The organism is Nocardia sp. NPDC049707, assembly GCF_040674855.1.
In the GTDB taxonomy this organism is placed as follows: domain Bacteria; phylum Actinomycetota; class Actinomycetes; order Mycobacteriales; family Mycobacteriaceae; genus Nocardia.
Window position 1 is genome coordinate 1 of sequence record NZ_JBFANN010000018.1, and the last position, 21,869, is coordinate 21,869.

A 21,869-nucleotide genomic window follows, 5' to 3' on the forward strand; every position below is an offset into this window, starting at 1 on the left:
CGCAGCATGCATGTATGTGCTGATCCATCGATCGTGGATACGCTTGATGGGCAGCGGGGCGAGCGAGAGGTGCCGCTCCCGCCCGACGCGTCGTCCCGTCACCAGCTCCGCTCGTTCGAGGACTCGCAGGTGCTGGAGCACCGTGGTGCGGTCCAGTTCGGACATGAGATCACACAACTCTCCCGTCGTCCGGGGGGAATCCTTCAGTACATCGAGCATCCGCCGCCGGACCGGCGAGGCAAGGGCCTTGAACACTCGATCGTCGTCATCGAAACCCTTGTCACCAGATCCGGACATGTTGTAAGAATACAACATGTCTACTTCGGATCCTCTCGCCGAGCTGTCGTTCACAGTGTCGGGGCGCATCGCGCGTCCTTGCGCACAGGTCTATGAGGCCGTCGCCGACCCTGCGCAACTCTCGCGGTACTTCGCCACCGGGGGCGCCCGCGGGCGTCTCGCACCGGGCGTGGAGGTGACATGGGCGTTCTCGGATTTTCCCGGAACAACCGCCGTCACAGTCCTCGAAGCGGATCCGCCGACCCGGCTCATCATCGAATGGGAAGGTGAGGCCGCCACCGATCGGGCCGGTACCACCAGAGTCGTGTTCGAATTCGAATCGATCGATGCCGACGCGCGGACCCTCGTGACGATCACCGAAACCTCATGGCAGGCCACACCCGCAGGTGCTCGTGCCGCGTTCGGCAACTGCGAAGGCTGGACCGGGATGCTGACTGCGCTGAAAGCCTGGGTCGAGCACGGGATCAATCTGCGTGAAGGGTTCTACCGATGAGCGGCGGCCGACGACAGCTCGATCCACCCACGTACCCCCCGGTGGTGGATCGTGACACGTGGGAGGATGCGCGAAGTGTGCTGTTGCAGCAGGAGAAGGCGCTCACGCGAATGAAGGATGCCGTCAGCGCGGCACGCCGCCGGATGCCGATGGTAGAGGTCAGCGGGGACTATCTGTTCGCCGACACCAACCGTCGCTATACGCTGCGTGACCTGTTCGAAGGACGGCCGCAACTGATCGTGCAACACTTCATGTTCGCTCCCGACTGGGAACAGGGATGTGACGGATGCTCCATGATGGCCGAACACATCGGACCGTTGAGCCACCTGCACGCCCGGCGTACTTCCTTCGTCCTCACCTCACGGGCACCGGTGGCGAAATTGCACGCTTTCCGGGACCGCATGGGGTGGAGCCTGCCCTGGTACTCGACCGTCGGAGAAGCATTCAATATCGATTTCGGTGCGACCGTCGACGGTCAAGAGCGCCAAGCCATCAGCGTATTCCTCCAGCGCGACGGACGTATCTTCCACACCTGGTCGACACATGCTCGTGGCGAGGAGCCGTTCATGGCTGTCTTCGACCTCCTCGATCTCACCCCCCTGGGACGTCAGGAGACCTGGGAGAATTCACCACCGGGCTATCCCCAGGAGCAAACCTATTCCTGGATGCGCCTCAGCGACAGCTACACCAGCCCTGCACACCCCTGCGACCACCACTGACCTGCCCCGCCTCTGGAATGCCCCTGCCAACTGATCGAGGTCCTGCTGCTGCACCGGCACCTTCCCGAAGATGCACGTCAGCGGGCCACTAGCAGCCGTCACAATCGCGGTCGGGAACCCGCGCACCTGAGTTCTCGGATGCACCACTGAGCCGGAGTAGCTGTGAGGTAATCGACCTGGTCTCTCCGTCCTGGCAGTCTTCTCACAGATAGACCTCATCGACCGGGAGGACCAGCCGTGCGCTTTGCTGATTTGGTGGGAACGTGGACCCTGCACCGGATCGAGATCACCAGAACCACGGGGGTTCGAATCCTTGACCAGCCCAACGTATCCGGAATGCTGCGCTACACCGCAGATGGTCAGGTATGGGTAATTCTGCAGGTTCCCGACCAACAACCGGACGGCCTGCTCTCGGGCGCCTACACCGGAACCGTCACCGTCGACGCAGACACCGTGATCCATCACGTCGGAGTCGGCACCACACCATTCGACGCGGGTAGCGTTCTTGTCCGCAACGTCGATCTCTCGGCCGATCGCACAGAGCTCGCGCTCAGCGCACCCGCTGGTACCGACGTCACAGCCCGGTTGCACTGGCAGCGGACAGCGTGATCGGAATACCGAAGATGAGTGGCACGATTCAGGGCCGTGTTCGAGCTGTTCCACTTCCGTGAAATGGAAGGGCCGACTACAGGGTGTACCCGGTCGTCGCCGCCGATCGGGCCGTCGCAGGTGTGTTGCTGGCCCGTGACGAACGAGATGCTGCCCGCGCTGAACGCAACTTCAGACTGCGCTGACCCAGTGTGCTGCGATTGCGGTGCGCCCGTCGACGTTGCTGATGATGGAGGCGTTATTGGCCGGATCGCCGATGGCCTTCGCGTAGAGGCTCACGACGTCGCCTGCGTTGAAGGCGGCCAGGACCGTCTGGCCAGCGGTGGCCTGGCTCGTCAGATTCGCGGCGCCAGCGTCACCGGCCAGTGCTTGAGTGCCGTCGATGGGGCTCTGCCCCTTGTACAGGACTGTGCTGGCCCACTCAGCTGTGTTCGCGGCGCCCAAATTGATCACCGAACGAGCATGGTAGGAGATCTCCCACACACCGGCAAAGGGGATCGTGATCGTTAGGCCCGACGGGTGGATCTGCGTATAGGTAGCGGTGAGGGCTTGGTTGATGTCGAGCGGGATGGTCTGGACCCACATCTTGGAAGGTCCCTGCTGGGGAGTTGTCATACTCGAATTATAGCTGCCATGCATGACCGGAGTGATGGAATCGATCAGTTGAATTCCCTGCACCCCAAACCCTTTCGCTATGCGGTGCGCTAAACCACTGCGGCATGCGAGGTCTCGGCAACATCACCATCCACGCCGCCGCATCAGGGTCATTCGCTCCGGAACCCGGTTTGGGATACGCGACCTCACCAGTCCGGAATCCCAACAAGTTTCGAGACTCGGCGACCTGGGATTCCATGGACGGCAAGCACTTCCCCAACCCCTGTCTTCCGGGTAGGGCGAAATTCAGGGGGTTACCGGATAGGCATGGGTGCGCCTCTTCTCTAGCGTCATATCCGTCATATCGAAATGACCTTGGTCGTGTGCTGGAGAGAGGTAGCAGCGTGGGTACGAGCATATTTCGGCGTCGCGGCTGGTACGCCATCGTCGCCGCCGCACTGTTGGCCGCAGCGGGCTGCGGCGATAGCACGGTGAAACCGAGCACGGCCGCACCGTTGCCCGCGCAGGTCTCCGATGCACTGACCGACCTGGTCCGGTCCGGTCTGCCCGGCGCGCAGGCCGTCATCAGCGGACCGGACGGAGAGCACACTGTCACCGCGGGCGCCGGCGACCTCACCACCGCAGCGCCCTACGCCGAGCACGCCCATATTCGAATCGGCAGCATCACCAAGACCTTCGTCGCCACGGTCGTCCTGCAACTCGTCGCGGAGGGCGCCGTCGATCTCGACGCTCCGATCGAGCGGTACCTGCCGGGTGTGGTGCAGGGCAACGGCAATGACGGCAACCGGATCACCGTGCACCAACTGCTCCAGCACACCAGCGGCCTCGCCGACTTCGCCCCGGAAGTCGGCGAGCCGAAGCTGCCCCAGCAACTCGATCAGACGACGGACGGCAAGGCCTACCGCGATTTCACACCGGTCGACCTGGTTCGCATCGCGATGAGCATCCCGCCGCAATTCGAGCCGGGAGCGCAATTCCGGTACACCAACACCAATTACGTGCTGTTGGGCATGCTGATCGAACACATCACCGGCCGGTCGCTCGCCGCCGAGATCAGCAGCCGCATCCTCGAGCCCCTCGCACTGCACGACACCTACATCCCGTTGGCCGGTGACACCGGCCTGCGCGATCCACACCCGCACGGCTACCGCAATGTCGACGGCAAGTGGGTCGATGCCACCGACATGGAGGCGGCATGGGCAGGCGCTGCCGGCGCGATCATCTCCACCGGCGCCGACGTGAACCGGTTCTTCACCGCACTGGTGACCGGAAAACTGCTCCCGGCACCACAACTCGCGCAGATGGAACAAACCATGCCGATGTCGTCCGTCACCGGGATGGACTACGGACTCGGCCTGATCCGATTCCAGCTGCCCTGTGGGAACGAAACGAAACAGGTATGGGGGCACTCCGGCGGCATTCCCGGCTTCGCCACCCTGTCGATCGCCACGTCCAAGGGAACCGCGGCAACCATCAGCGTCAACACCGAACAGACCAACGATCAGTTCTCCACCGCACTCATCACTATCATCTGCGCAGTCGCCTGACTCGACACGACCCGATCACCACCCGCCGTGACCACGCTGGATGGTCACCGAATCAATTGGGAGACAACGGCCCTTCGGCCGGTAATCACACGCGTCGCGGTCAGTGGTGTCCGTGGTCGATGGCGGAGTCTCTGGGTGAGAGGTCGAATCGTTCGGCGAATTCCGACATCTGGTCGTATTGCTGCGCGGGGTCGGCACCGGCGAAGCCGACGACGATCCGGTCCACACCGTGCTCAGCAAGTTCCTCGACGCGTTCGGGGGACACGTCGGCTGATCCCCAGCGGGTGTACTCGATTTCGGCAGGATCGCGTCCTGCGTCGGTGGCGGTCTTGCGAGCCAGTTCGATCTGCCGGTCACGTTCGTGTTCGGTCAGCATGCCGCCGGCGAAATAGCCGTTACCGCGTCGTCCGGCGCGCTGGGCTGCCGCCGCGCTGGAGCCCCCGATATGGATGGGTAGCGCGGTTGTTTCGTGCGGTTGTGGATAGCTACACAGGTTGTCGAAGGCGAAGAACTCGCCGTGGTGGCTGACGCCGTCGGGGCCGCCTGCCCACAGCAGGCGCAGCACATCGATGGCCTCGTCCGCGCGGCGGCCACGGCTGCGGAAATCGACGCCCATCGCGCGGGCTTCCCCGGGCAGGGCGCCGAGGCCGACGGTGAGCAGCCGCATCCTGCCTCGGGACAGCACGTCGACGGTGGCCAACCGCTTGGCCAGCACCACCGGATGCCGGTACGGCAGCAGCAGCACACCGGTACCGAGCAGAATCCGCTGTGTGGCCGCGGCGACGAAGCTCAGGCAATCCAACGGATCGAAATACGGCAACGTCGGCGGCAGCTCGCCCACACCGTAGTCGGCGCCGGGATACAGCGCGATATGGTCCTGGACGTACAGCGCCTCGAACCCGAGGTTTTCCGCGTGCTGGGCGAATGCTACGAGGCGATCGGGATCGGTGCCGTTGAACGCCGTGCTGTAGCTGGTCGCGAACCGCATTACGAGATTCCTTCCTGGTACGTGTGGGAAGCCGGTTGTCGCCGTGCGGGCTCGACCGTAGACAAGAGTGCTAGGGGGAGAATTCGCATTTCGGGGGCGGGCCGGCCACGGCGCTGATCTGCGCGCTCAGCTGTCGCCGCGTGGTGGAGAGCCTGTCGATCGCGTCGTCGATCTCGGCGAGCTTGCGCCGCATGGACTCCACCGATTCCGGGCATTCGTCGCCGGACCGATGGCCGGTGCGTAGGCAGGTGACGAACGGGCGAGCATCGACCAGGTCGAAACCCAACTCCAGCAAGGCCCGGATTTTCTGCACGATCTCGAGTTCGTGCTCGTCGTAGACGCGGTAACCGTTGGCCGACCGCTCGGGCTGCACGAGTCCGTGCTGCTCGTAGTAGCGCACGGTGCGTGCACTCGTGCCGGCGCGCTCGGCCAGCTCTCCGATCAGCATGTGATCTCCTCTCGAGACTGCTGCGGCAACGGTAAACCTTGTCATCGACGTCAAGGCAATACCGCAAACCCGCACCCACCCCCACTCGGCTCTGTCCGAACCCACGCCCCCGGGTGGACAACTCACGGCGTCCACGTTCGGCATGAGTGCATGTCGAGTTGGGAAGGCTGCGCACTCGAGTCGACTGAAGCTAGCTCGGGAGCTCGGCATTGCGGGCCCCGCAGGCCGGTGAAGACAAGTCACATGAGTACTGCTCCCTGCCAAAGCCGCTGATCTCCACGTGCATCGCCCGAAGTTCGCGTATCGCGGCCGGAAGATCGCCGTCCTCGGGATAGGCGATGGCGTCCTCCCAGTGAAGATAGATCTGGTCCGACCGGGTCCAGGCCAGCAGGTCGACGATCCGCGTGAACGCCGACGGAGCGAAAGGCGGCACCAGATCCTCGTAATCGCCCTCGAGGTATGCCGTGGTACGCAGCTTCCGCCCTGCCAGCAGTTGCAGCCAGGCCGCCGCCGCATAGGCCGACTGCGACACGATGTGCCGCTCCGGGTCCTGGTTCTCGCTATAGCACAACCCCACCTCGGTCAACTGCTCGTGAACCGCGTCGACGTCGACCGGCTCTCCGGCGGCAGCCTTGCGCAGGTCACGCACCGCATCCGGAGTCGACAGAACGGGGTCGTCGCTCAGTTCCTCGTCTTCTCTCTCGACGCGGTCGAGCAAAGGTGCCATCAGGCCGTACAGGCAGGTCAACCGTGCTCGAGGGGCCAGCCTGTCGGCGAACTCGTCAATGATCACCAGCAATTCGTCGTACGTCGTCCCCGTCATGCACGCATGGGTACCACGCGGCACTGACATCCGGCGCATGGCCTGGCTTGATGCTCTACAACAACAACGGCCTCAGCCCTGCCCACTGGCGCTCGTCATCACCGCGCACCACACCGCGTGATCATTCACTCCAGAGATCGACTTTCGATACACGCCCTAGCTTGACTTTTACCTTTGCGGCGTGGTCGCGGCCCCAGCGGGTTTGGATGCTTTCGTGTCGGTCGAACCGGCACCGGCCTGGACACGCGGGCAGGCGACAGCATAGGTAGGTGCTGAGAAATACGTATTTTCCACGATGTGAGCGATGTACCTGGCTGATGAGGATCGGAATTGTCGGCGACAGATGTGTCAGACCTCCCGGAAGGAGCGCTCAATGGCAAGCCGATACCAGGTCGAGGGAGCACGACCCCTGCGGTGCACAACGGGGTGCAGCCGAGTCGAGCAACGATGCTCGGTGGGATCGCGGTTCCCCTGACCGACGGTTGTCGGCATGTTTACCTCGAATCGACTTCACGCTCGGATAATTCAATAGGCAGTACTGCATCGGCCGAACTCGACTGCATGTCGAGTCGACGGCACACAAGGTGCGCGGATGCCGCCCTGTGATGACGGATCCACAGATCCACACACCCCCTGTCCAGCTGCTGGTGGTAAACCTCCCGCGGCCGACCGGAAAACCCGGATTCTCCAATGACTGCTCTATTACCTCTTGCCTACGGGTACGTGCGCGACGAACTTCTGCGTGACTGCGACCGGAATTCCAGCGACGACAGACTGCGGGCCGCCGCCCGGTCACTCGGGTACGCGCTCGGCGGCGTCTTCCACGAGCCGGCGTCCGAGACAGCGACACTGCCCCCGGCGTTCGTCGATCTCGTCCAGGAATGCCGGCGAGCCGAAGCACACACCGTGCTGACGCTGCCCGGACACCTGTCGGGCATGTCTGTGTGCCGGATGGTCCTGCTCGCGATCCTCGACGTGCGAGCCGATGCCGCCATACACAGGCGATCATCGGCGAAGTTACGGCACACATGCCCTTCGGAGGTCGGCAGCATCGGCGAATGCGCGGTCGAACGAGGCGAGGAACGGGTGTTCGCCGGCGTTCTCGCCGGTCTTGATGGTCAGCTTCTCGACGATGTCGCGCATCGGGGTGCCCTTGTCCGCGAGCGTGCGGGCGAAGAGCAGCATGCCGTCGTCGATATCTTCGGCTGGCCGCCGTGATTGCCCTTCGCGGCGGCTTGCTGTCCTTCGAGGGTCTTTTCGCGGATGTAGTTGCGGTCGAGTTCGGCGCCGACGGCGAGCAACGCGAACAGGATCGAGCCGGTGCCGTTGCGCGAATCGTGACCTGCGGTTCTCCGTCCGGATGTGCGGATTCGCATAACTCGCGCAACTGACCATTTACGCGGGGTTGTCGGGGTTCTCGCCGGTGTCGGTGATTGTTGCCCACCGGTGTGCGAGGAGTCGGCATGCCTGCACGAGTTCGGGTGGGTGCAGGTCGGTGAGTTCGGTGTCGAAGGTGGCGAGGATGCCGGCGATGCCGGCCCAAGACCAGGCGCCAAGGGTGAGCCGACAGTGGTCGGTGTCGAGGTGTTCGACGACTGAGCCACCTGGTGCCCAGCGGGCCACGACATGCGTGGGCAGATTGAGCCGGGCGGTGCCGGTGTATTGCCAGGCGGCGGGCGTATCGCCGCGGTCGTAGGTTCTCATCACGAAGTGGGCGAGGTCGTCGCTGGGGAGCGCGCGGGCGGTGAACGGCTGCGTGGTGGGGCGGGGGTGCAGTCGGTCCACGCGATGCACGCGCCATTGGTGGTCGGTGAGGTCGTAGGCGACCAGGTACCACCGACCGGCCCAGACGACCAGGTGATAAGGCTCGATGCGGCGAGCGGGTAGGAAGTCGGGGTCGCCGGGTTCCGGGCGGGTGCCATCGGGACGCAGTGTCTCGATGACGAGCAGGTGGCGGTGGCGTACCGCGGATCCGACCACGGTGAGCGCGGCCGGGTCGACGGGGGGTGAGGGGAATTCCCAATAGTTCTGCAGCCGAGTCAGGCGCAGGGATTCCATGGACGCCCGCAGCGCCGTGGGCATGACCTGTTGCAGCGTGGCCAACGCCCGCGCCGCGTCGTCTCCGAGGCCGAACATCGTGCTCGGCGCGGTCTGTAGGGCGACCGCGACCGCAAGGGCCTGATCGTGGTCGAACAGCAGTGGCGGCAAGGTGTGCCCGTCGCCGAGCTGGTAGCCGCCGTCGGGGCCATGGACGGTGATGATCGGGTAGTCGAGCTGGCGCAGGGTTTCGATGTCGCGGCGGACGGTGCGTTCGCTGGCCCCGAGCCGGGTGGCGAGCTCGCGCAGCGGCCACCGCCGGTCCGAGCCGAGCAGGGACAGCAACCGCAACGCCCGGTGTGAGGTTTTCGCCATGTTCCATCGTGACACGGGTAGTGGCCATTCGGTGTCCACTACCTGTGTCAGTGTGGGCCCCTGTCAGACGAACAAGTGGCGAAAGGACAGTCGGATATGCGTGTCATCGTGGTCGGTGGTGGGATCGGCGGGCTCGCGCTCGGGGCGGGCCTGCGTCGCCGAGGGTTCGAGGTGGCGGTATTCGACCGTGACACCGATGTGGCCGCCACCGGCGGCTACCACATCACCCTCGACGACCGGGCGCAGTCGGCGCTGGCCGAACTGGTGGAACCGCAGATCATGCGGCGGTTGCTGGCGTCGGGTTCGGCGCTGCGGCTGCGCGAGCGTGACGCGTTCTGGGATCGCCGCGGCCGGCTGCTCGGCCACGGACCGGACCTCAGCGAAGATTCCAGTGTCGATGTCGATCGGATCACCCTGCGCATGCTGCTGGCCGAAGCTGTCGGTGACCGCCTGCACCTGGGCTGCCGCGTGTCCGGCGTGGGACACGATGACGACGGCACACCTCAGGTGATGTTTACCGACCGGGCGCCGGCCTCGGCAGACCTGGTCGTCGGCGCGGACGGCGCCCATTCAGTGGTCGCCCGTCACCTGGCGGGAGGCCAGACCAACAGCCCGGCGGGCATCATCGGGTTCTCCGGCCGCACCCTGCTGCACGACCTCAGCCCCCATGAGCAGCGCCGGCTCAGGCCACGCTCGGGGCTGGCGGTCGGCCCGCGCGGAGCGGCGCTCTACGTCGGGTTCCTCGACCCGGTCGGCAACGCCGCGCTCGACGCTCCCGAGCTGCGGATGTCCGTGACCACCGGACCTACCTACATCTGGGGCGCCATGTTCCCCGAATCCGCCGCCACCGATTCCCTGCGCGACCTGCGTGACGTCGAGTTGCAGACCGCATTACTCGGCCAGTTCCATGAGCGAGGCTGGGCTGAGCACACACTCGAGGTCATTTCCCAGGCTGATCCGCACAGCGTGGCCGGGTTCCGTTTCAACGCCGCCTCTACCCGCGCGGCCGATCTCGCGCCCTGGCCCGCGGGCCGCATCACCGCGCTCGGCGACGCTGTGCATGCCACACCGCCCACTGCCGGAATGGGAGCCGGCGCGGCCATCCGTGACGCCGCCAGCCTGCTCAACCACCTCACCGAGTCCGCCACCGGCAACACCACCCTCATCGACGCCATCAACCAGTTCGAGACCGGCATGCGCCAACGCGGCAGTGAAGCCCTTACCCTCGCGATGAGGACCGTCCGATGGATTCTGGCCACCGACACCACACTTGGCGCCGCGGCCACCGCGGTGTGCACCCCGATCCTGGCCGCAGCCGCCCGGCTACGTCAGTGACCAGCTGCGGTCTGCAGGTGTTCAACGAGGAAGATGGGGTATCCGACCATGCTCCATGGTGCCGGATCGGATCACCGCCGCCGAAGAGTGCGGCCGCGACCGGTAGCCCGGTCCGGGTCCTGATCGCGAAAACGATGAGGCCCCAGACCATTCCGGCCGCCGCGACGGTGACGCCGTGCAGTTCGGCGAGCCGGACACCGATGCCGAAGACTGCCCCGTACATCGCGCCGACCATTATGACCTGGGTGCGGCCGGGCAGGCCGTCTCCGGCCGGCTGATCGGCTGCACCCTACTCGCCACCGAGAAACCGAGGTAACCAGCAATGACCACCATCGAAGTGCTGACCGTGCCCGGCTGCCCCAACGCACCCGCCACCCTCGACCTGCTCCGCACCTGCCTGGACCGGCTGAGCCTGACCATCCCCATTCAGCAGCGAATCGGGGACTACCCCTCACCCACCGTTCTCATCAACGGTATCGACATCATGGGCACACCGACCGGCAGCGCCCCCGCCTGCCGCCTGGACCTGCCCACCGAAGACCGCATTATGAAAGCACTCCGCACCTGGTTCTAGAGGTCATCTGCGACACCGTTTCCCGATGGATCTCGGCATCGCTGGTGATCTGGAGATGTTGGCGCAGACGAAAACTGGCGCCCCCACCCGGTACAAGCGCGGTCGCCGCCATCGCCGCATCGCGATGACATACAGCCTTCACATTGTCACAGCTACTCACATCGACTGCCCGACTCCGTGGGCGGTCTCGGCGTCGTAGTAGGGGTTTCAGCCCTTACTACGGCACCCGACTGTTCTCCGCACAGCACCAAGGCTAAGGAATTTCATTGAAGGGCTCGACGATTGCGATGCTCGGCATCGCTGCCGCCGCAGTATTCGGCGCGACCAGCGCCACCGCGTCCGCCGATCCAGTGGCGGACAAATCCCGCGTAGTCAACACCGAGGACGGCTGGGAATTACGGATCAGCAAGACCGCGGAAGACGTTCAACGCGTCCCCAATCTGGCCGCGACTCCGTTCACCCGAGAAGGATTCGTCACCTTGTCGGCCGCAACCGATATCAGTGGTGAAGGCCGGGAAGCAGTGAACTCCGGGACGCTGCAACTCGGATACCAGATCGGCTGTCAGGCCGATGTTTCCAACGGCCTCAGCCTCGGAATATCGGCGGCGATCGGCCCGAACGCCATGGTGACGGTCGCCCCGTCCCCCGGCCTCGCGGTCGGCGGCAGCGCGCTGGCGTTGCCGAACATGTCGACGACCATCAAGCCAGGCACCATCACCAGCATCACCCTCGGCACGAAAGCGCTTGCGGAGTCCCATGGTTCGATTTCAGTCGACCAGGTACAGATAAAGATCGACGCATGCGCTGGTGCGGTCAGCCTGCGTTCGTTCGCGATCGTGTCGACATCCACTGCTACGGCCGACAACTCGGTCGCCGTCTACGGTGACCCGATATGGCTGTGATCCTGATACGAGGATGGCGCCGCTGGATCGCACTGACCGGTGTGTCGATATCGCTGATGTTCGGCGTCGCCAACGCCTCCGCCGAACCTATCGTGCCAGCCGCCCCATCACCGACATGCGGCGAAACATATGGCGCAACAGCGGCTCCCGAATGTGGTAACGGCGGGTCCGGCCCAGCAACGCGGAGCGGACCCGCAGCACCATCCCCCTCCCTGCCACTACAGATGCTGGCGCCGCCGCCCGCAAAGCCGGCGCCCAGTACCAATACGCCTGCTGGTGCCCTGGTTCCACCCGCGCCGGGGCCAGGCAGAGGATCACCGATCGCGCCCGTCAGGAAGTAAGGCACCCGTGACGCTCGAATTCACCTGGAATCGACGCCAGAATTCGGCTCTGGCACATATTCCGTGATCGTCGGCCGCAGCCCGAGATGCACTACTGGACAAGTGATCACGTGGAACTGACGGTGGCATCTCTCGGCCGATGCCGCCACCAGTTCCACCTGATCGGCCGACCAACAGCGCAGAAATTGATCTGATGTGGAGGCGAATACTGTTGAGTGAGCGATCCTATGGGGGCGCGTGACGCAATGTGTGCCGGATCCCAGAATCCAGCTGCCTAGCCACACCTTCGGTCCCGAGCGAACACCGGTTCAGCCGTCCTCGTCGGATGTGTCCGGATCACGCAGCGGCCGGACAGGTGAAAGCTGTAGTGCCCGTTGAGGCGAATGTGTTCGAGCACGAACGCCGACAAGCACACGGCGTCCTCGTCGCTCGCAACTTGTCCAGGGCCCGATTCACGCCCTGACAACTCTCAGGATGGCTCTCCGTAGCAGGTAATGATCGCGGCGGCGCGGTTGCGCAGGGAGGTGCGCAACCACTGCGGGGCAAGGGCTTCCGCGTTCGTGGCGAGTTGCCACAGTGCCCATTCGGCGTGTCGTGAATCTTGGAAGGTCACCTCCATTCGCAGCCAGCCGTCCGCGTCGGCTTCTTCGGCGCAGACGGCGAGTGCGGTGCTCACCAGGTCCTCGCGCCGTGCCGGGTCCACCCGTACCAGCACGGTGACCTGGTCGCCGCCGGCCCGAAACCGCGTGCTGCGTTCCTGCCAGGCCCGGTCCAGATCGACCCGGTCCGGTCGCTGTGCCGGTTCGGGAAGTTCCTCGGCGGCCAACACCCGCGACAGCCGATAGGTGCGGTCCGCACCAGATCTCGTAGCCAGCAAGTAGCCCTGGTCGCGTACGGTGACCAGGCCGATCGGGTCGACTGTGCGCCATTTCGGGGTCTGGTCCACAGCCGCGTAATGGATGCGCAGCTTGTGTCCGGCGAACACCGCGCGCCGGATCTCGCTCACTATGCTGTCGGGCACCTCCTCAGCAACCAGCCGGCGCGAGAGGAGGTCGGTCTCCGGGTCGATCAGCAATCGCTGGGCCACGTCGCTCGCGGTGGCCCGATGGCTTTCCGGCAGCGCGTCAACCACTTTGAGCATGGCCGAAGCGAGCGCCGAGCCGAGGCCGAATACCTGCGCGCCGCGCCGCGATCCGGCGACCAGCAGGGCAAGCGCCTCGTCATGATTCAGCCCGGTGAGCTCGGTCTGGAAACCGGGCAACAACGCGAAACCGCCGTGCCTGCCGCGTTCGGCGTAGACCGGGACGCCGGCCGCGGACAGCGCCTCGATGTCACGCAGCACGGTGCGGGTGGATACCTCCAGCTCGCGGGCGAGCGTCTCCGCGGACAGCCGACCGCGCTGACGCAGCAGCAGCACCAGCGAGACCAACCGGTCGGCGCGCATACGAAAACTTTACCGAAATACACGACACAAGATGTCGTGATTTGTTGGAAGGCTCATGGACGTACGTACTTTCGATGAATCGAATGGAGCTGATGTGGCAGTGCAACGAACAGCGGTCAACCCGGTGACCTGGTCGGTGGAGATGGGATTCAACCAGGGTGAGATCGTCTCCGGGCACACCCGGACCCTGTACTGCTCCGGGCAGACCGCGATGGACGGCGACGGCAAGCCCCAGCATGACGGTGACATGGCCGCACAGTTGGCGCTGAGCCTCGACAACCTGGAGGCCGTGCTCCGCGAGGCCGGCATGTCCCTCGCGAACCTCGTCCGGCTCAACGTCTACACCACCGACGTCGATCTGCTGTTTCCGCATTACGGCGTGCTGGCGTCGCGGCTGGGCGCCGCCGGGGTGGCACCGACCACCACGATGCTCGGGGTGACACGGCTGGCGATCCCCGGCCAGATGGTCGAGCTGGAGGGGACTGCCGTCGCGTGATGTGACCACGCGAAAAGGGACATCCGGATCGACCGGATGTCCCTTCGAACCGGGATCGAGCTCTGCCATTCCCGGTCGGGCATTTACGGCCGGTCCGCCATCGACATCACGCCCGTGACCGCGCCGACCATGCACCGGATTCGGCGGGGAGATCAGCGAATCTGCGTTCGGCGTCGGCGAGCATCCGCTCGCGTTGCAGCGGTGTTTTCCCGGCGACATTGGCGAAGTTCAGCCAGGTCAGGTTCTTGACACCGATCTTGGCGAAAGTGCCCCTGAACATGATCTTGGTCAGCGGGTCGCGGTACCACCAGCGATACGCCTTGTCCGGGGTGGTCATAACCGATAACACGGTGACTCCGGCCAGGCGCGGCATCAGATTGCGAAACGGGTTGCCCTTGGCATCGGCCAACTCCTCGAAGGTCAGTCCCTTGGTGAGCACACGGTCCAGGAAGCCTTTCGTCGCGGCGGGCATCGCCTCCCACCAGACCGGGAACACGAACACGAGGTGATCGGCTTCCAGCAGACGCCGCTGGTAGTCGGCCACCACGGGATCGACCACCACGCCTCGACGCCATGCCCTCAGATCGTCGGCGGTCATCGCGGGATTGAACCCGTCAGCGGCCAGATCGATCACATCGACCTCGTGCCCGGCCGCAGTCGCGCCGCGAATCGCCGCAGCCGCGGCGGCAGCGGAAAAGCTCCGGCGATGCGGCACGTTTTGTGACGACTCGAGGGTATAGGGGTGGTCGAGAACCAACAGGACTCGCATGGGCGCACTCCTCACCTAAGGTTTGATAATCAACTGTTGCATAGGCGACAGTTGATTATCAAACCCAGCGCCCTATACTGAGCCGATGCAGAACAAGCCCCTCCCGGACGATTTGTCGAAGCTGTGGTTCCTCGTCCGTCGCGTGGCCGCTTTGATGGATCGCGCCGGTGAGAGCCTGTTCCGCCGCGAGCTGGGTGTCTCGTTGGCACAGTTTCTGGTCCTGAGCGTTGTCGACGCCTATCCCGGCGAGATCAACCAGCAGGCCGTCGCCGACCGCCTCGGCTTGACCAAGGGCACAGTCAGCCGGCAGATCGACGCGGCCGTCGCCGCCGGCCTGATGAGCGTGACCGTCTCGCCGCGCACCCGCCGAGCGAACGCGATCACACTGACCGAAGCGGGCGCGGAACTGGTACGCCGCGGCGACGCCGTCTTCGAGCAGGCACGCCACACCGCCTTACCGCGCATGGCCCCCGATGACCTCGCCGCAGCCCTGCGCTTGCTGGCGTCGATGGACGAAGCACTCACCTCGGCCGAGCGCTGAACGACGTTTCACCAAGTGCCGGTCAGCGGTTGTTACGGCGTCACCGGTGTCGTCCTGCCCGTGGACGGCGGATTGACCAGCCCGTTCAAGGTTCCACACGAAACGTAGAACAACGCCGAGCCGTTCGCCCGCCGCCCTGGTGAACCGGCTCGGCGTTGGCGTGGCCGGACCTGTCAAAGATGTGCCTCCGAACAAGGGTCCGGCGGGCACTCACATATTCGTCGGCTATTCGGATTCGACGGGGTCTCCCCGCTGCGGCCTCGCCGCCGCCAACACCGGCAGAGCGCTTCCTACCTGTCGTTTTTGTCCCGGCCGTCTTCGAAAACGAAGAGAGGTTTGGTGCCATGTGCGGGTGTTTCGGCGAGCGAGATGGCTTCAGCGAAGCGTTCGAGCGGAAACGGCTGGCCTTGGGGGATGCTCAGCACGTCATCAGCGACGAGACTGCGAACCTCGGATAGCGCGCGCAGCGCATCCTCAGGTGAGGCAGTGCCGAACCAGCGGTTCAGCCAGAAGCCACGGACTGCTTTGGTCTCGTAGATAACCGAGCGTGCCTGGAGCGGGATCGTCAGCGCTGCCGGGTCGGTCTGCCGATGGGTAGAGAGCGCGCCGTAGACCACGACCTCTCCGCCTGGAGCCAATGCCTGGGAAACCTGGGCACCCACGTGGCCCGCGACACAGTCGATGGCCTTGCGCACGCCGACCGGTCCCGCTATCTCAGCCACACGCCGCAACAGGTCCTCGTCCTCAGTGCAAATGACCTCGTCACCACCGAGCGCTTTGATCTCCGCAACGGCATCGCGGCGCCGCACGACATTGATCGTGCGAATACCCAGATGCCTGGACAGCTGAATGACGAGCCGGCCGACGGTGGAGCCCGCGGCCGTCTGCAACAACCAGTCACCCGGGGCTACGTCGAGTTCGCGAGTCACGAGGAGCAGCGCGGTCAACGGGTTGACGGCGAGTTGACAGGCGCTGGAGTCGCTCAGATGGTCGGGGACCGGCAGGAGTCGTCGGGTATCGGCAACAAGGTATTCCTGCCAAGTGCCGGCCACATGGGGTCCGGGTACCGCCGGGACGGCGACGGTCAGCACGCGCTCGCCGATCTTCGGTCCCTCGGTATCCGGGCCGAGGGCCTCGATACGGCCCACGCATTCCATATGACCCCCAACAGTGGGAAACTCGGGGGCGAAACCGTAGCGACCACGCAGCACGTGCAGGTCACTGGCGTGAATCGGAGTCGCCTTCACACGGATCAACGCCTGACCGGCCGTTGGCGTGGGAACAGGTCGGGATTCCAGCCGCAGGACATCGGTAGGCTCGCCGACCTTTCCGGCTACGAGCGCGCGCATGGATCGAGGCATGGGTGACCTTTCGTCTCTCAGCGCCCGACGAACTCGGCGGGCGTTCTGGACAAGAACGCTGCTGGTGCCGGCATCTCGTCGGCGCCCAGGCTCCGAACCCTTCCTTCTCAATAGAACCGGACCGCGCGCGGAGTGTCATCCCGCACCGAGGCGGAGGTTTCGGCGCGCTTGTTGGTAGTGCTGGCACCACCAACCGACACCAGTGGGCTCTACCCGGAATTCGGGTGCGCACAGCATTGGCGCGACCAGCCCGGATTTCTAGGCTCGAATCGCGAGGGAGCAACGATGACTTCCGCGCTGGAACGGGAGGAAATCACTGCTCATGAAGGTATTTCGGCGCCATTCCAGCATGGGCGCGTTATCGGGAATCGCGATAATGGCGATCCTGACCACTGCGGCATGCGCGACGCCCACCGCCTCGGCACCGTCCCAGGAACTGACCGCCGCAATGGATCAGGTGGTCAACAGCGGCTTCCCCGGCGTGCAGGCGGTAATCGACGGTCCGGGCGGACACCGCACGCTGACCGCGGGCGTTGGCGACCTGCGGACCGGTACGCCGTTCGCCGATAACGCGCAGGTGCGGATCGGCAGCAATACCAAAACATTCGTGGCGACGGTGATTCTGCAATTGGTGGCCGAGGGCAAGGTCGAACTCGACGCACCCGTGGAACGGTATCTCCCAGGTGTGGTGCAGGGCAGTGGGAACGACGGCAACCGGATCACCGTGCGGCAGTTGCTCCAGCACACCAGCGGTGTGCCCGACTACTTGGGGCATGGCAGGGCCGACGGCGGTATGGAGACTACGGGCAATCAGCTGGACCCCACCTCGGATACGACCCGCCATCAGCAGTTCGCGCCCGCTGACCTGGTCCGCATGGCCATGACGATGCCGCCGAATTTCGAACCCGGCGCGAAATCGGTCTACACCAACACCAACTACATCCTGCTCGGCATGCTCATCGAACGCGTCACCGGCCAACCGCCCGCCGTGGAGATCACCCGCAGGATCATCGAACCGCTCGATTTGCGAGCGACGTACTTTCCGGCCGACGGCGACACCGGAATTCGCGATCCACATCCGTCGGGCTATCACGAAATCGATGGTAAGCGAATAGATTTCACCGACCTGAATACCTCATGGGCGGGCACGGCAGGCGCGATGATCTCGACCGGATCGGATCTGAATCGACTCTTCATCGCATTGTTGAGCGGAAGGCTTTTGCCCGCAGCGCAATTCGCGCAGATGCAGCGAACCGTCCCATTCGACCGCGGCCCCGGCGAGGGTTACGGATTGGGGTTGATCCATCGCCCCGTGCCGTGCGGCAAGGAAGTCTGGGGACACGGCGGCAGTATCCCCGGCTTCGAAGTCCGCACCGGCGTCGCCGCCGACGGGACCGCGGTAGTGGTGAGCACGAACCAACTGCCCGACAGTCAAGCGGCATTCGACGCGGTCGAGAAGGTATTCGATATCGCCATCTGTGGCGGATGACCAGCGAAAACATGCGACCGAGAGACGGAGGATCGACGGTGCTACGCAATAAGGTGACGATGGCCGTCCAGGCCAGCTTCGCCGCTGTGCTCGCGGGCACGGGACTCGCCTGCTCCACCCCTACCGACACGAACGGTCCGGCCCTGGAGCACTTCTATAGCCAACCGCTGCAATGGAAGTCGTGCGACAACCCGCGCCTGGACCAAGCGCACGCCCAATGCGCCGATGTGACTGTGCCGCTGAATTACAGTGCCCCGCAAGGCGAGACGATCACCGTGGCGATCTCACGCATGGCCGCGACCGATCCCGTGCGGCGGCACGGGGTGATGCTGTCCAACTCCGGCGGACCCGGCGGGGAGGGGCTCGATTTCATGGTCGATGTCGGTGCGGCGATGACCCCTGACGTACGCGCACGCTACGACCTGATCGGCATAGACCCGCGCGGGGTCGGGCGCTCGTCACCGGTCGACTGTCACTGGCCGCGCGGCTTCGGCCTGCAAGCCGCCGGTATCGACGCCACCAGCTTCGCCGAATCCGTTGCCGCACAGGCCGATCTGGCAACCCGCTGCGCCACCAGTGAGGGTGAGCGACTGCGGTACTTCACCACACGCAATACCGCGCGGGATATGGATGTGATCCGCGGCGCGCTCGGCGAAGAGCGGGTCAGTTACTACGGCACCTCATATGGCACCTACCTGGGAGCGGTCTTCACCCAGATGTTTCCGGAGCGCAGCGACCGAATCGTATTGGACAGCAGCGCCGATCCGGATCGGTACGGGCCCGTCGGCATGGTGCAGGATATGGGCGCGGCCAATGAGGCGGCGCTGGATAGGTGGGCGGACTGGACCGCGGCGCGCGAGGACGAATATCACCTGGGTGCGACCCGCCAACAGGTGCGCGACAAGGTGCTCGAGCTGATCCGTCGCTCGGCCGCGGACCCGATCCGGTTCGGCGACTTCACCATCGACGACCACACCCTGCCGGTACTGCTGTTCACCGAACTGGACGCCCCGCGAAAGTATCCGACGCTGGCCGCCACGGTAGGTCAGCTCGCCGACGCCGCTGATGGCAAAACCGTCGAGCCCGCACCCGAATTGAATTCGGCGCTGGCCTTCATGCTCAACGCACAGCCACGCGATAATTCGGCACAGCTCGCCATCATGTGCGGCGACGTGGCAGCACCAAGGGATCCGGCTTGGTACTGGGGCAATATCGAAGCCGCCCGCGCCAGCCAACCGATATTCGGCGACTTCGTCAACAATCTGACATCGTGTGCGTTCTGGGCACCGCCCGCCGAATCGCCAACGCGGGTACGCAATTCGGTGCCGACGCTGATCGTGCAGTCCACCGGCGATACCCGCACAACCTATCCGGGGGCGGTCGCCATGCACCGGGATCTGACCGCATCCCGCATGGTCACCCTCCAGGATGTCGCGATCCACTGGATCTTCGGGAACTATCCGAACAATTGCACCTACGATGTGGTGAACACCTACCTCCGCGACGGCACACTCCCGGCCACGGACGTGACCTGTCACGCAGACTGACTCGAACGGGATCGCCTGAGCCACAACACAGTTCGGGCGATCCCGGACGAGCGGAATTCACGCGTTCAGATATGCGAGCACCGCGAGTACACGGCGATGCCCGACATCATCGGCCGCCAATCCGAGTTTCGCGAAAATATTCCGAATATGTTTGTGCACAGCACCTTCGGTGACCACCAACCGGTCGGCAATGGTGGCATTGCTGTGCCCCTCCGCCATCAATGCGAGCACCTCCCGCTCCCGGGCGGTCAATGCGGCCAACGGATCATCCGCCTTGCGCCGCACCAATAACTGCGAGATCACCTCGGGATCCATCGCGGTCCCGCCGTCGGCGACGCGGCGCAGCGAATCGAGGAATCGGTCGACCCTGCCGACCCGTTCCTTGAGCAGATAGCCGACACCACCGGCACCGTCGCCGAGCAGTTCGGCGGCGTAGGAGTCCTCCACATAGGCCGACAACACGAGCACCGGGAGGCCGGGATGCAGCTCGCGGGCGCGCACGGCGGCGCGCAGGCCGTCATCGGTGAATGTCGGCGGCAATCGAATGTCGACGACCACCGCATCCGGCCGGTCGGCGGCCACCGCGGCGAGGAAATCGTCCGCATTGTCGAAGGCCGCGGCCACCTCGATACCAGCGGTGTTCAGCAACAACACCAACCCCTCCCGGAGCAGGGCGTCATCCTCGGCGATCATGACCCGCACGGCAGCTCCACTCGCAACACAGTAGGGCCACCGATCGGACTGGTGAGCCCCATCCGCCCGTCCAGCGCCTCGGCCCGCCGCCGGATGCCAGCCAGCCCACCGCCGTACACCTCCCGTGCACCGCCGACACCATCATCGGTGATCGCGATCGTCAACACCTCGGCGGCACCGTCGAGAACAATCGAAATGGACTGGGCTCCAGAGTGTTTGGTGGCATTCGTCAAAGCTTCGGCAATAACGAAATAGGCCGCGGCCTCGACCGCCGCAGGAAGCCTGCCCACCCGACTCGAATCCAGCACCACGGGAATGGGACTGCGCGCGGCGAGCGCTGACAGTGCGCTGGCCAGCCCACGATCCGACAGCACCGGCGGATAGACGCTGCGCGCCACATCACGCAGCTCCGCGAGCGCGGCGGTCGCGGTGTCCTGTGCCTTGCGCACCATGCTCTGCGCCGCTTCCGGATCCTGTTCACGCAGTTGATCGGCCAACCCGAGCTGCATGATCACCGCGGCGATCCTGGCCTGCGCGCCATCGTGCAGATCCCGCTCGATCCGCCGCAGTTCGGCACCGTGCGCATCCAGCGCGGCCGCCCTCGTCGCGGTGAGCGCGGCAACCCGATCGGCAAGCAGGACATCCTCCGAGGGCGACAGCAACGTGCGGGCAGCCACGGCCTGCCAGTCCGCGATCATCGGCAGTTGCAGAGCCACCGCGGCGACCGGCAACGCGATCACCATGCTCAGCACTGCCTTCGGCCAGGAGTCGACGGTGAAACCGTAGTTGGCGATCGTGCCCGCGGGCAGCAACTGCCAATACGCCGGAATCACCAGCTGATTGACCGCACTGACCGGCAACGCGACCGCCAGAATCGCGACATAGATCCCGGTCACCGCATGGAGCAGCAGCCACCCGATATCGCGGCGATTGGCCGGATCGGTAAAAGCCGTCCCGAGCCGCTGCCGCAGACCGCCGTCCATCGGCCGATATACCGCCTCGATCGGCGCACCGAGTCGCCGCGCCGCCCTGCGCCGTTCGGCTCCGACCAGGGGCCGGATCACCCGAATCGCCTCGGGAATCGCCGGAATCCCCACACCGATCAGACTCAGCGCCGCCACGACGAGCAGACCTATCAGCGCGAACATGGCCAAGACCGAGGTCGCGCCGCCAACTGCCAGATACCCGACCGCGGACGGCAGCAGCCGCAGCCGGGCCCGGACATATCGCATGGTCAGCGCTTCCACGACAATGTCACGATGCGACCGTAGTCCACATCACGGCGCCTGCTGCTCCCCCGCCCACTCGGACCGGGTCACACCGATCCATTCGCCTTCGGCCCGACACCGTCCGTCGAACTGCCAGCACCACTCGCGGAACTCGCCACGGCATCCACCGTGTCCGCGGACGGACTCGAGGTTTCGCC

24 protein-coding genes are annotated in these 21,869 nt (G+C 65.0%); 13 read left to right on the forward strand and 11 right to left on the reverse strand.

Annotated elements, in window-relative coordinates:
* Positions 1-297: metalloregulator ArsR/SmtB family transcription factor (locus tag AB0J29_RS17660; protein WP_364786626.1), on the reverse strand; the 297-nt coding region annotated here is incomplete at its 3' end.
* A gap of 16 nt (positions 298-313) precedes the next feature.
* Between AB0J29_RS17660 and AB0J29_RS17665 the strand changes: the two genes are divergently transcribed.
* The 3 genes from AB0J29_RS17665 to AB0J29_RS17675 all read left to right on the forward strand — a co-directional run bounded on the left by AB0J29_RS17665 (position 314) and on the right by AB0J29_RS17675 (position 2,118).
* Positions 314-790: an SRPBCC domain-containing protein gene (locus AB0J29_RS17665; RefSeq protein WP_364786629.1), complete on the forward strand. Its 477-nt coding sequence runs from the start codon at positions 314-316 to the stop codon at positions 788-790.
* Positions 787-1,509, forward strand: coding sequence for a DUF899 domain-containing protein (locus AB0J29_RS17670; protein WP_364786632.1), 723 nt, complete (start codon positions 787-789; stop codon positions 1,507-1,509). The genes AB0J29_RS17665 and AB0J29_RS17670 overlap by 4 nt, the downstream gene beginning before the upstream one ends.
* A 255-nt stretch (positions 1,510-1,764) precedes the next feature.
* On the forward strand, positions 1,765-2,118 hold the full coding sequence (locus AB0J29_RS17675; RefSeq protein WP_364786635.1) for a hypothetical protein: 354 nt from the start codon (positions 1,765-1,767) through the stop codon (positions 2,116-2,118).
* A gap of 171 nt (positions 2,119-2,289) precedes the next feature.
* On the opposite strand, the gene AB0J29_RS17680 is transcribed toward AB0J29_RS17675, so the two are convergent.
* A complete protein-coding gene (locus AB0J29_RS17680) occupies positions 2,290-2,733 on the reverse strand; it encodes a hypothetical protein (protein ID WP_364786638.1) in 444 nt (147 codons plus the stop codon).
* A 383-nt stretch (positions 2,734-3,116) separates the two neighbouring features.
* Between AB0J29_RS17680 and AB0J29_RS17685 the strand changes: the two genes are divergently transcribed.
* The gene (locus AB0J29_RS17685) at positions 3,117-4,280 is read left to right on the forward strand and encodes a serine hydrolase domain-containing protein (RefSeq protein WP_364786641.1); all 1,164 of its coding nucleotides are present in this window, start codon (positions 3,117-3,119) and stop codon (positions 4,278-4,280) included.
* Between the two features lie 100 nt (positions 4,281-4,380).
* Here AB0J29_RS17685 and AB0J29_RS17690 read toward each other — a convergent pair whose 3' ends face one another.
* The 3 genes from AB0J29_RS17690 to AB0J29_RS17700 form a co-directional block, all read right to left on the reverse strand.
* Positions 4,381-5,268: a TIGR03619 family F420-dependent LLM class oxidoreductase gene (locus AB0J29_RS17690; protein WP_364786644.1), complete on the reverse strand. Its 888-nt coding sequence runs from the start codon at positions 5,266-5,268 to the stop codon at positions 4,381-4,383.
* A gap of 70 nt (positions 5,269-5,338) precedes the next feature.
* Complete coding sequence (locus AB0J29_RS17695) at positions 5,339-5,716, reverse strand: MerR family transcriptional regulator (protein WP_364786647.1); 378 nt, start codon at positions 5,714-5,716, stop codon at positions 5,339-5,341.
* A 190-nt stretch (positions 5,717-5,906) separates the two neighbouring features.
* Positions 5,907-6,563: a hypothetical protein gene (locus tag AB0J29_RS17700; protein WP_364786650.1), complete on the reverse strand. Its 657-nt coding sequence runs from the start codon at positions 6,561-6,563 to the stop codon at positions 5,907-5,909.
* Positions 6,564-7,229: 666 nt separating this feature from the next.
* Between AB0J29_RS17700 and AB0J29_RS17705 the strand changes: the two genes are divergently transcribed.
* Complete coding sequence (locus AB0J29_RS17705) at positions 7,230-7,757, forward strand: hypothetical protein (RefSeq protein ID WP_364786653.1); 528 nt, start codon at positions 7,230-7,232, stop codon at positions 7,755-7,757.
* Between the two features lie 177 nt (positions 7,758-7,934).
* Here AB0J29_RS17705 and AB0J29_RS17710 read toward each other — a convergent pair whose 3' ends face one another.
* A complete protein-coding gene (locus AB0J29_RS17710) occupies positions 7,935-8,951 on the reverse strand; it encodes a WYL domain-containing protein (RefSeq protein WP_364786656.1) in 1,017 nt (338 codons plus the stop codon).
* Between the two features lie 96 nt (positions 8,952-9,047).
* On the opposite strand from AB0J29_RS17710, the gene AB0J29_RS17715 reads away from it, so the two are divergent.
* From AB0J29_RS17715 to AB0J29_RS17730, 4 genes are all read left to right on the forward strand, one after another.
* Positions 9,048-10,286 carry an FAD-dependent monooxygenase gene (locus AB0J29_RS17715; protein WP_364786659.1) on the forward strand — a complete coding sequence of 413 codons (1,239 nt, stop codon included), beginning with the start codon at positions 9,048-9,050 and terminating at the stop codon, positions 10,284-10,286.
* 175 nt (positions 10,287-10,461) lie between these two features.
* Positions 10,462-10,602, forward strand: coding sequence for a hypothetical protein (locus tag AB0J29_RS17720; protein ID WP_364786662.1), 141 nt, complete (start codon positions 10,462-10,464; stop codon positions 10,600-10,602).
* A 6-nt stretch (positions 10,603-10,608) separates the two neighbouring features.
* A complete protein-coding gene (locus AB0J29_RS17725; RefSeq protein ID WP_364786665.1) occupies positions 10,609-10,860 on the forward strand; it encodes an alkylmercury lyase in 252 nt (83 codons plus the stop codon).
* A gap of 266 nt (positions 10,861-11,126) precedes the next feature.
* Entirely contained in the window at positions 11,127-11,762 is a 636-nt protein-coding gene (locus AB0J29_RS17730) for an MspA family porin (RefSeq protein WP_364786668.1), read from the forward strand.
* Between the two features lie 810 nt (positions 11,763-12,572).
* Here the strand turns inward: AB0J29_RS17730 and AB0J29_RS17735 are convergent.
* Complete coding sequence (locus tag AB0J29_RS17735) at positions 12,573-13,547, reverse strand: WYL domain-containing protein (protein ID WP_364786671.1); 975 nt, start codon at positions 13,545-13,547, stop codon at positions 12,573-12,575.
* 100 nt (positions 13,548-13,647) lie between these two features.
* Between AB0J29_RS17735 and AB0J29_RS17740 the strand changes: the two genes are divergently transcribed.
* The gene (locus AB0J29_RS17740; protein ID WP_364786916.1) at positions 13,648-14,043 is read left to right on the forward strand and encodes a RidA family protein; all 396 of its coding nucleotides are present in this window, start codon (positions 13,648-13,650) and stop codon (positions 14,041-14,043) included.
* Positions 14,044-14,149: 106 nt separating this feature from the next.
* Here the strand turns inward: AB0J29_RS17740 and AB0J29_RS17745 are convergent, their stop codons facing one another.
* Positions 14,150-14,812 carry an NAD(P)H-dependent oxidoreductase gene (locus tag AB0J29_RS17745; protein WP_364786674.1) on the reverse strand — a complete coding sequence of 221 codons (663 nt, stop codon included), beginning with the start codon at positions 14,810-14,812 and terminating at the stop codon, positions 14,150-14,152.
* A gap of 85 nt (positions 14,813-14,897) precedes the next feature.
* Here AB0J29_RS17745 and AB0J29_RS17750 point away from each other — a divergent pair, with 85 nt between their 5' ends.
* Positions 14,898-15,353, forward strand: a complete 456-nt coding sequence (locus AB0J29_RS17750) for a MarR family transcriptional regulator (protein WP_364786677.1) — start codon at positions 14,898-14,900, stop codon at positions 15,351-15,353.
* A 290-nt stretch (positions 15,354-15,643) separates the two neighbouring features.
* Here AB0J29_RS17750 and AB0J29_RS17755 read toward each other — a convergent pair whose 3' ends face one another.
* The gene (locus AB0J29_RS17755) at positions 15,644-16,702 is read right to left on the reverse strand and encodes a zinc-dependent alcohol dehydrogenase family protein (RefSeq protein ID WP_364786680.1); all 1,059 of its coding nucleotides are present in this window, start codon (positions 16,700-16,702) and stop codon (positions 15,644-15,646) included.
* Between the two features lie 334 nt (positions 16,703-17,036).
* On the opposite strand from AB0J29_RS17755, the gene AB0J29_RS17760 reads away from it, so the two are divergent.
* Both AB0J29_RS17760 and AB0J29_RS17765 read left to right on the forward strand, forming a co-directional pair.
* Complete coding sequence (locus AB0J29_RS17760) at positions 17,037-18,203, forward strand: serine hydrolase domain-containing protein (RefSeq protein WP_364786683.1); 1,167 nt, start codon at positions 17,037-17,039, stop codon at positions 18,201-18,203.
* A gap of 38 nt (positions 18,204-18,241) precedes the next feature.
* Positions 18,242-19,750 (forward strand): alpha/beta hydrolase, encoded by a 1,509-nt coding sequence (locus tag AB0J29_RS17765; protein ID WP_364786685.1) that lies wholly within the window; start codon positions 18,242-18,244, stop codon positions 19,748-19,750.
* A gap of 57 nt (positions 19,751-19,807) precedes the next feature.
* Here the strand turns inward: AB0J29_RS17765 and AB0J29_RS17770 are convergent, their stop codons facing one another.
* Together AB0J29_RS17770 and AB0J29_RS17775 are read right to left on the reverse strand one after the other, a co-directional pair.
* A complete protein-coding gene (locus tag AB0J29_RS17770) occupies positions 19,808-20,452 on the reverse strand; it encodes a response regulator transcription factor (protein ID WP_364786689.1) in 645 nt (214 codons plus the stop codon).
* Positions 20,440-21,675, reverse strand: a complete 1,236-nt coding sequence (locus AB0J29_RS17775) for a sensor domain-containing protein (RefSeq protein WP_364786692.1) — start codon at positions 21,673-21,675, stop codon at positions 20,440-20,442. Before AB0J29_RS17775 ends, AB0J29_RS17770 begins: the two co-directional genes overlap by 13 nt.
* Positions 21,676-21,869 lie beyond the last annotated feature (194 nt).

Bases quoted from the DNA above. Each gene is read 5' to 3' on its own strand.
- AB0J29_RS17665 (WP_364786629.1), top strand. From the start codon at position 314: ATGTCTACTTCGGATCCTCTCGCCGAGCTGTCGTTCACAGTGTCGGGG.
- AB0J29_RS17670 (WP_364786632.1), top strand. From the start codon at position 787: ATGAGCGGCGGCCGACGACAGCTCGATCCACCCACGTACCCCCCGGTG.
- AB0J29_RS17680 (WP_364786638.1), bottom strand. From the start codon at position 2,733: ATGACAACTCCCCAGCAGGGACCTTCCAAGATGTGGGTCCAGACCATC.
- AB0J29_RS17690 (WP_364786644.1), bottom strand. From the start codon at position 5,268: ATGCGGTTCGCGACCAGCTACAGCACGGCGTTCAACGGCACCGATCCC.
- AB0J29_RS17695 (WP_364786647.1), bottom strand. From the start codon at position 5,716: ATGCTGATCGGAGAGCTGGCCGAGCGCGCCGGCACGAGTGCACGCACC.
- AB0J29_RS17705 (WP_364786653.1), top strand. From the start codon at position 7,230: ATGACTGCTCTATTACCTCTTGCCTACGGGTACGTGCGCGACGAACTT.
- AB0J29_RS17710 (WP_364786656.1), bottom strand. From the start codon at position 8,951: ATGGCGAAAACCTCACACCGGGCGTTGCGGTTGCTGTCCCTGCTCGGC.
- AB0J29_RS17715 (WP_364786659.1), top strand. From the start codon at position 9,048: ATGCGTGTCATCGTGGTCGGTGGTGGGATCGGCGGGCTCGCGCTCGGG.
- AB0J29_RS17725 (WP_364786665.1), top strand. From the start codon at position 10,609: ATGACCACCATCGAAGTGCTGACCGTGCCCGGCTGCCCCAACGCACCC.
- AB0J29_RS17735 (WP_364786671.1), bottom strand. From the start codon at position 13,547: ATGCGCGCCGACCGGTTGGTCTCGCTGGTGCTGCTGCTGCGTCAGCGC.
- AB0J29_RS17745 (WP_364786674.1), bottom strand. From the start codon at position 14,812: ATGCGAGTCCTGTTGGTTCTCGACCACCCCTATACCCTCGAGTCGTCA.
- AB0J29_RS17750 (WP_364786677.1), top strand. From the start codon at position 14,898: ATGCAGAACAAGCCCCTCCCGGACGATTTGTCGAAGCTGTGGTTCCTC.
- AB0J29_RS17755 (WP_364786680.1), bottom strand. From the start codon at position 16,702: ATGCGCGCGCTCGTAGCCGGAAAGGTCGGCGAGCCTACCGATGTCCTG.
- AB0J29_RS17760 (WP_364786683.1), top strand. From the start codon at position 17,037: ATGAAGGTATTTCGGCGCCATTCCAGCATGGGCGCGTTATCGGGAATC.
- AB0J29_RS17775 (WP_364786692.1), bottom strand. From the start codon at position 21,675: ATGCGATATGTCCGGGCCCGGCTGCGGCTGCTGCCGTCCGCGGTCGGG.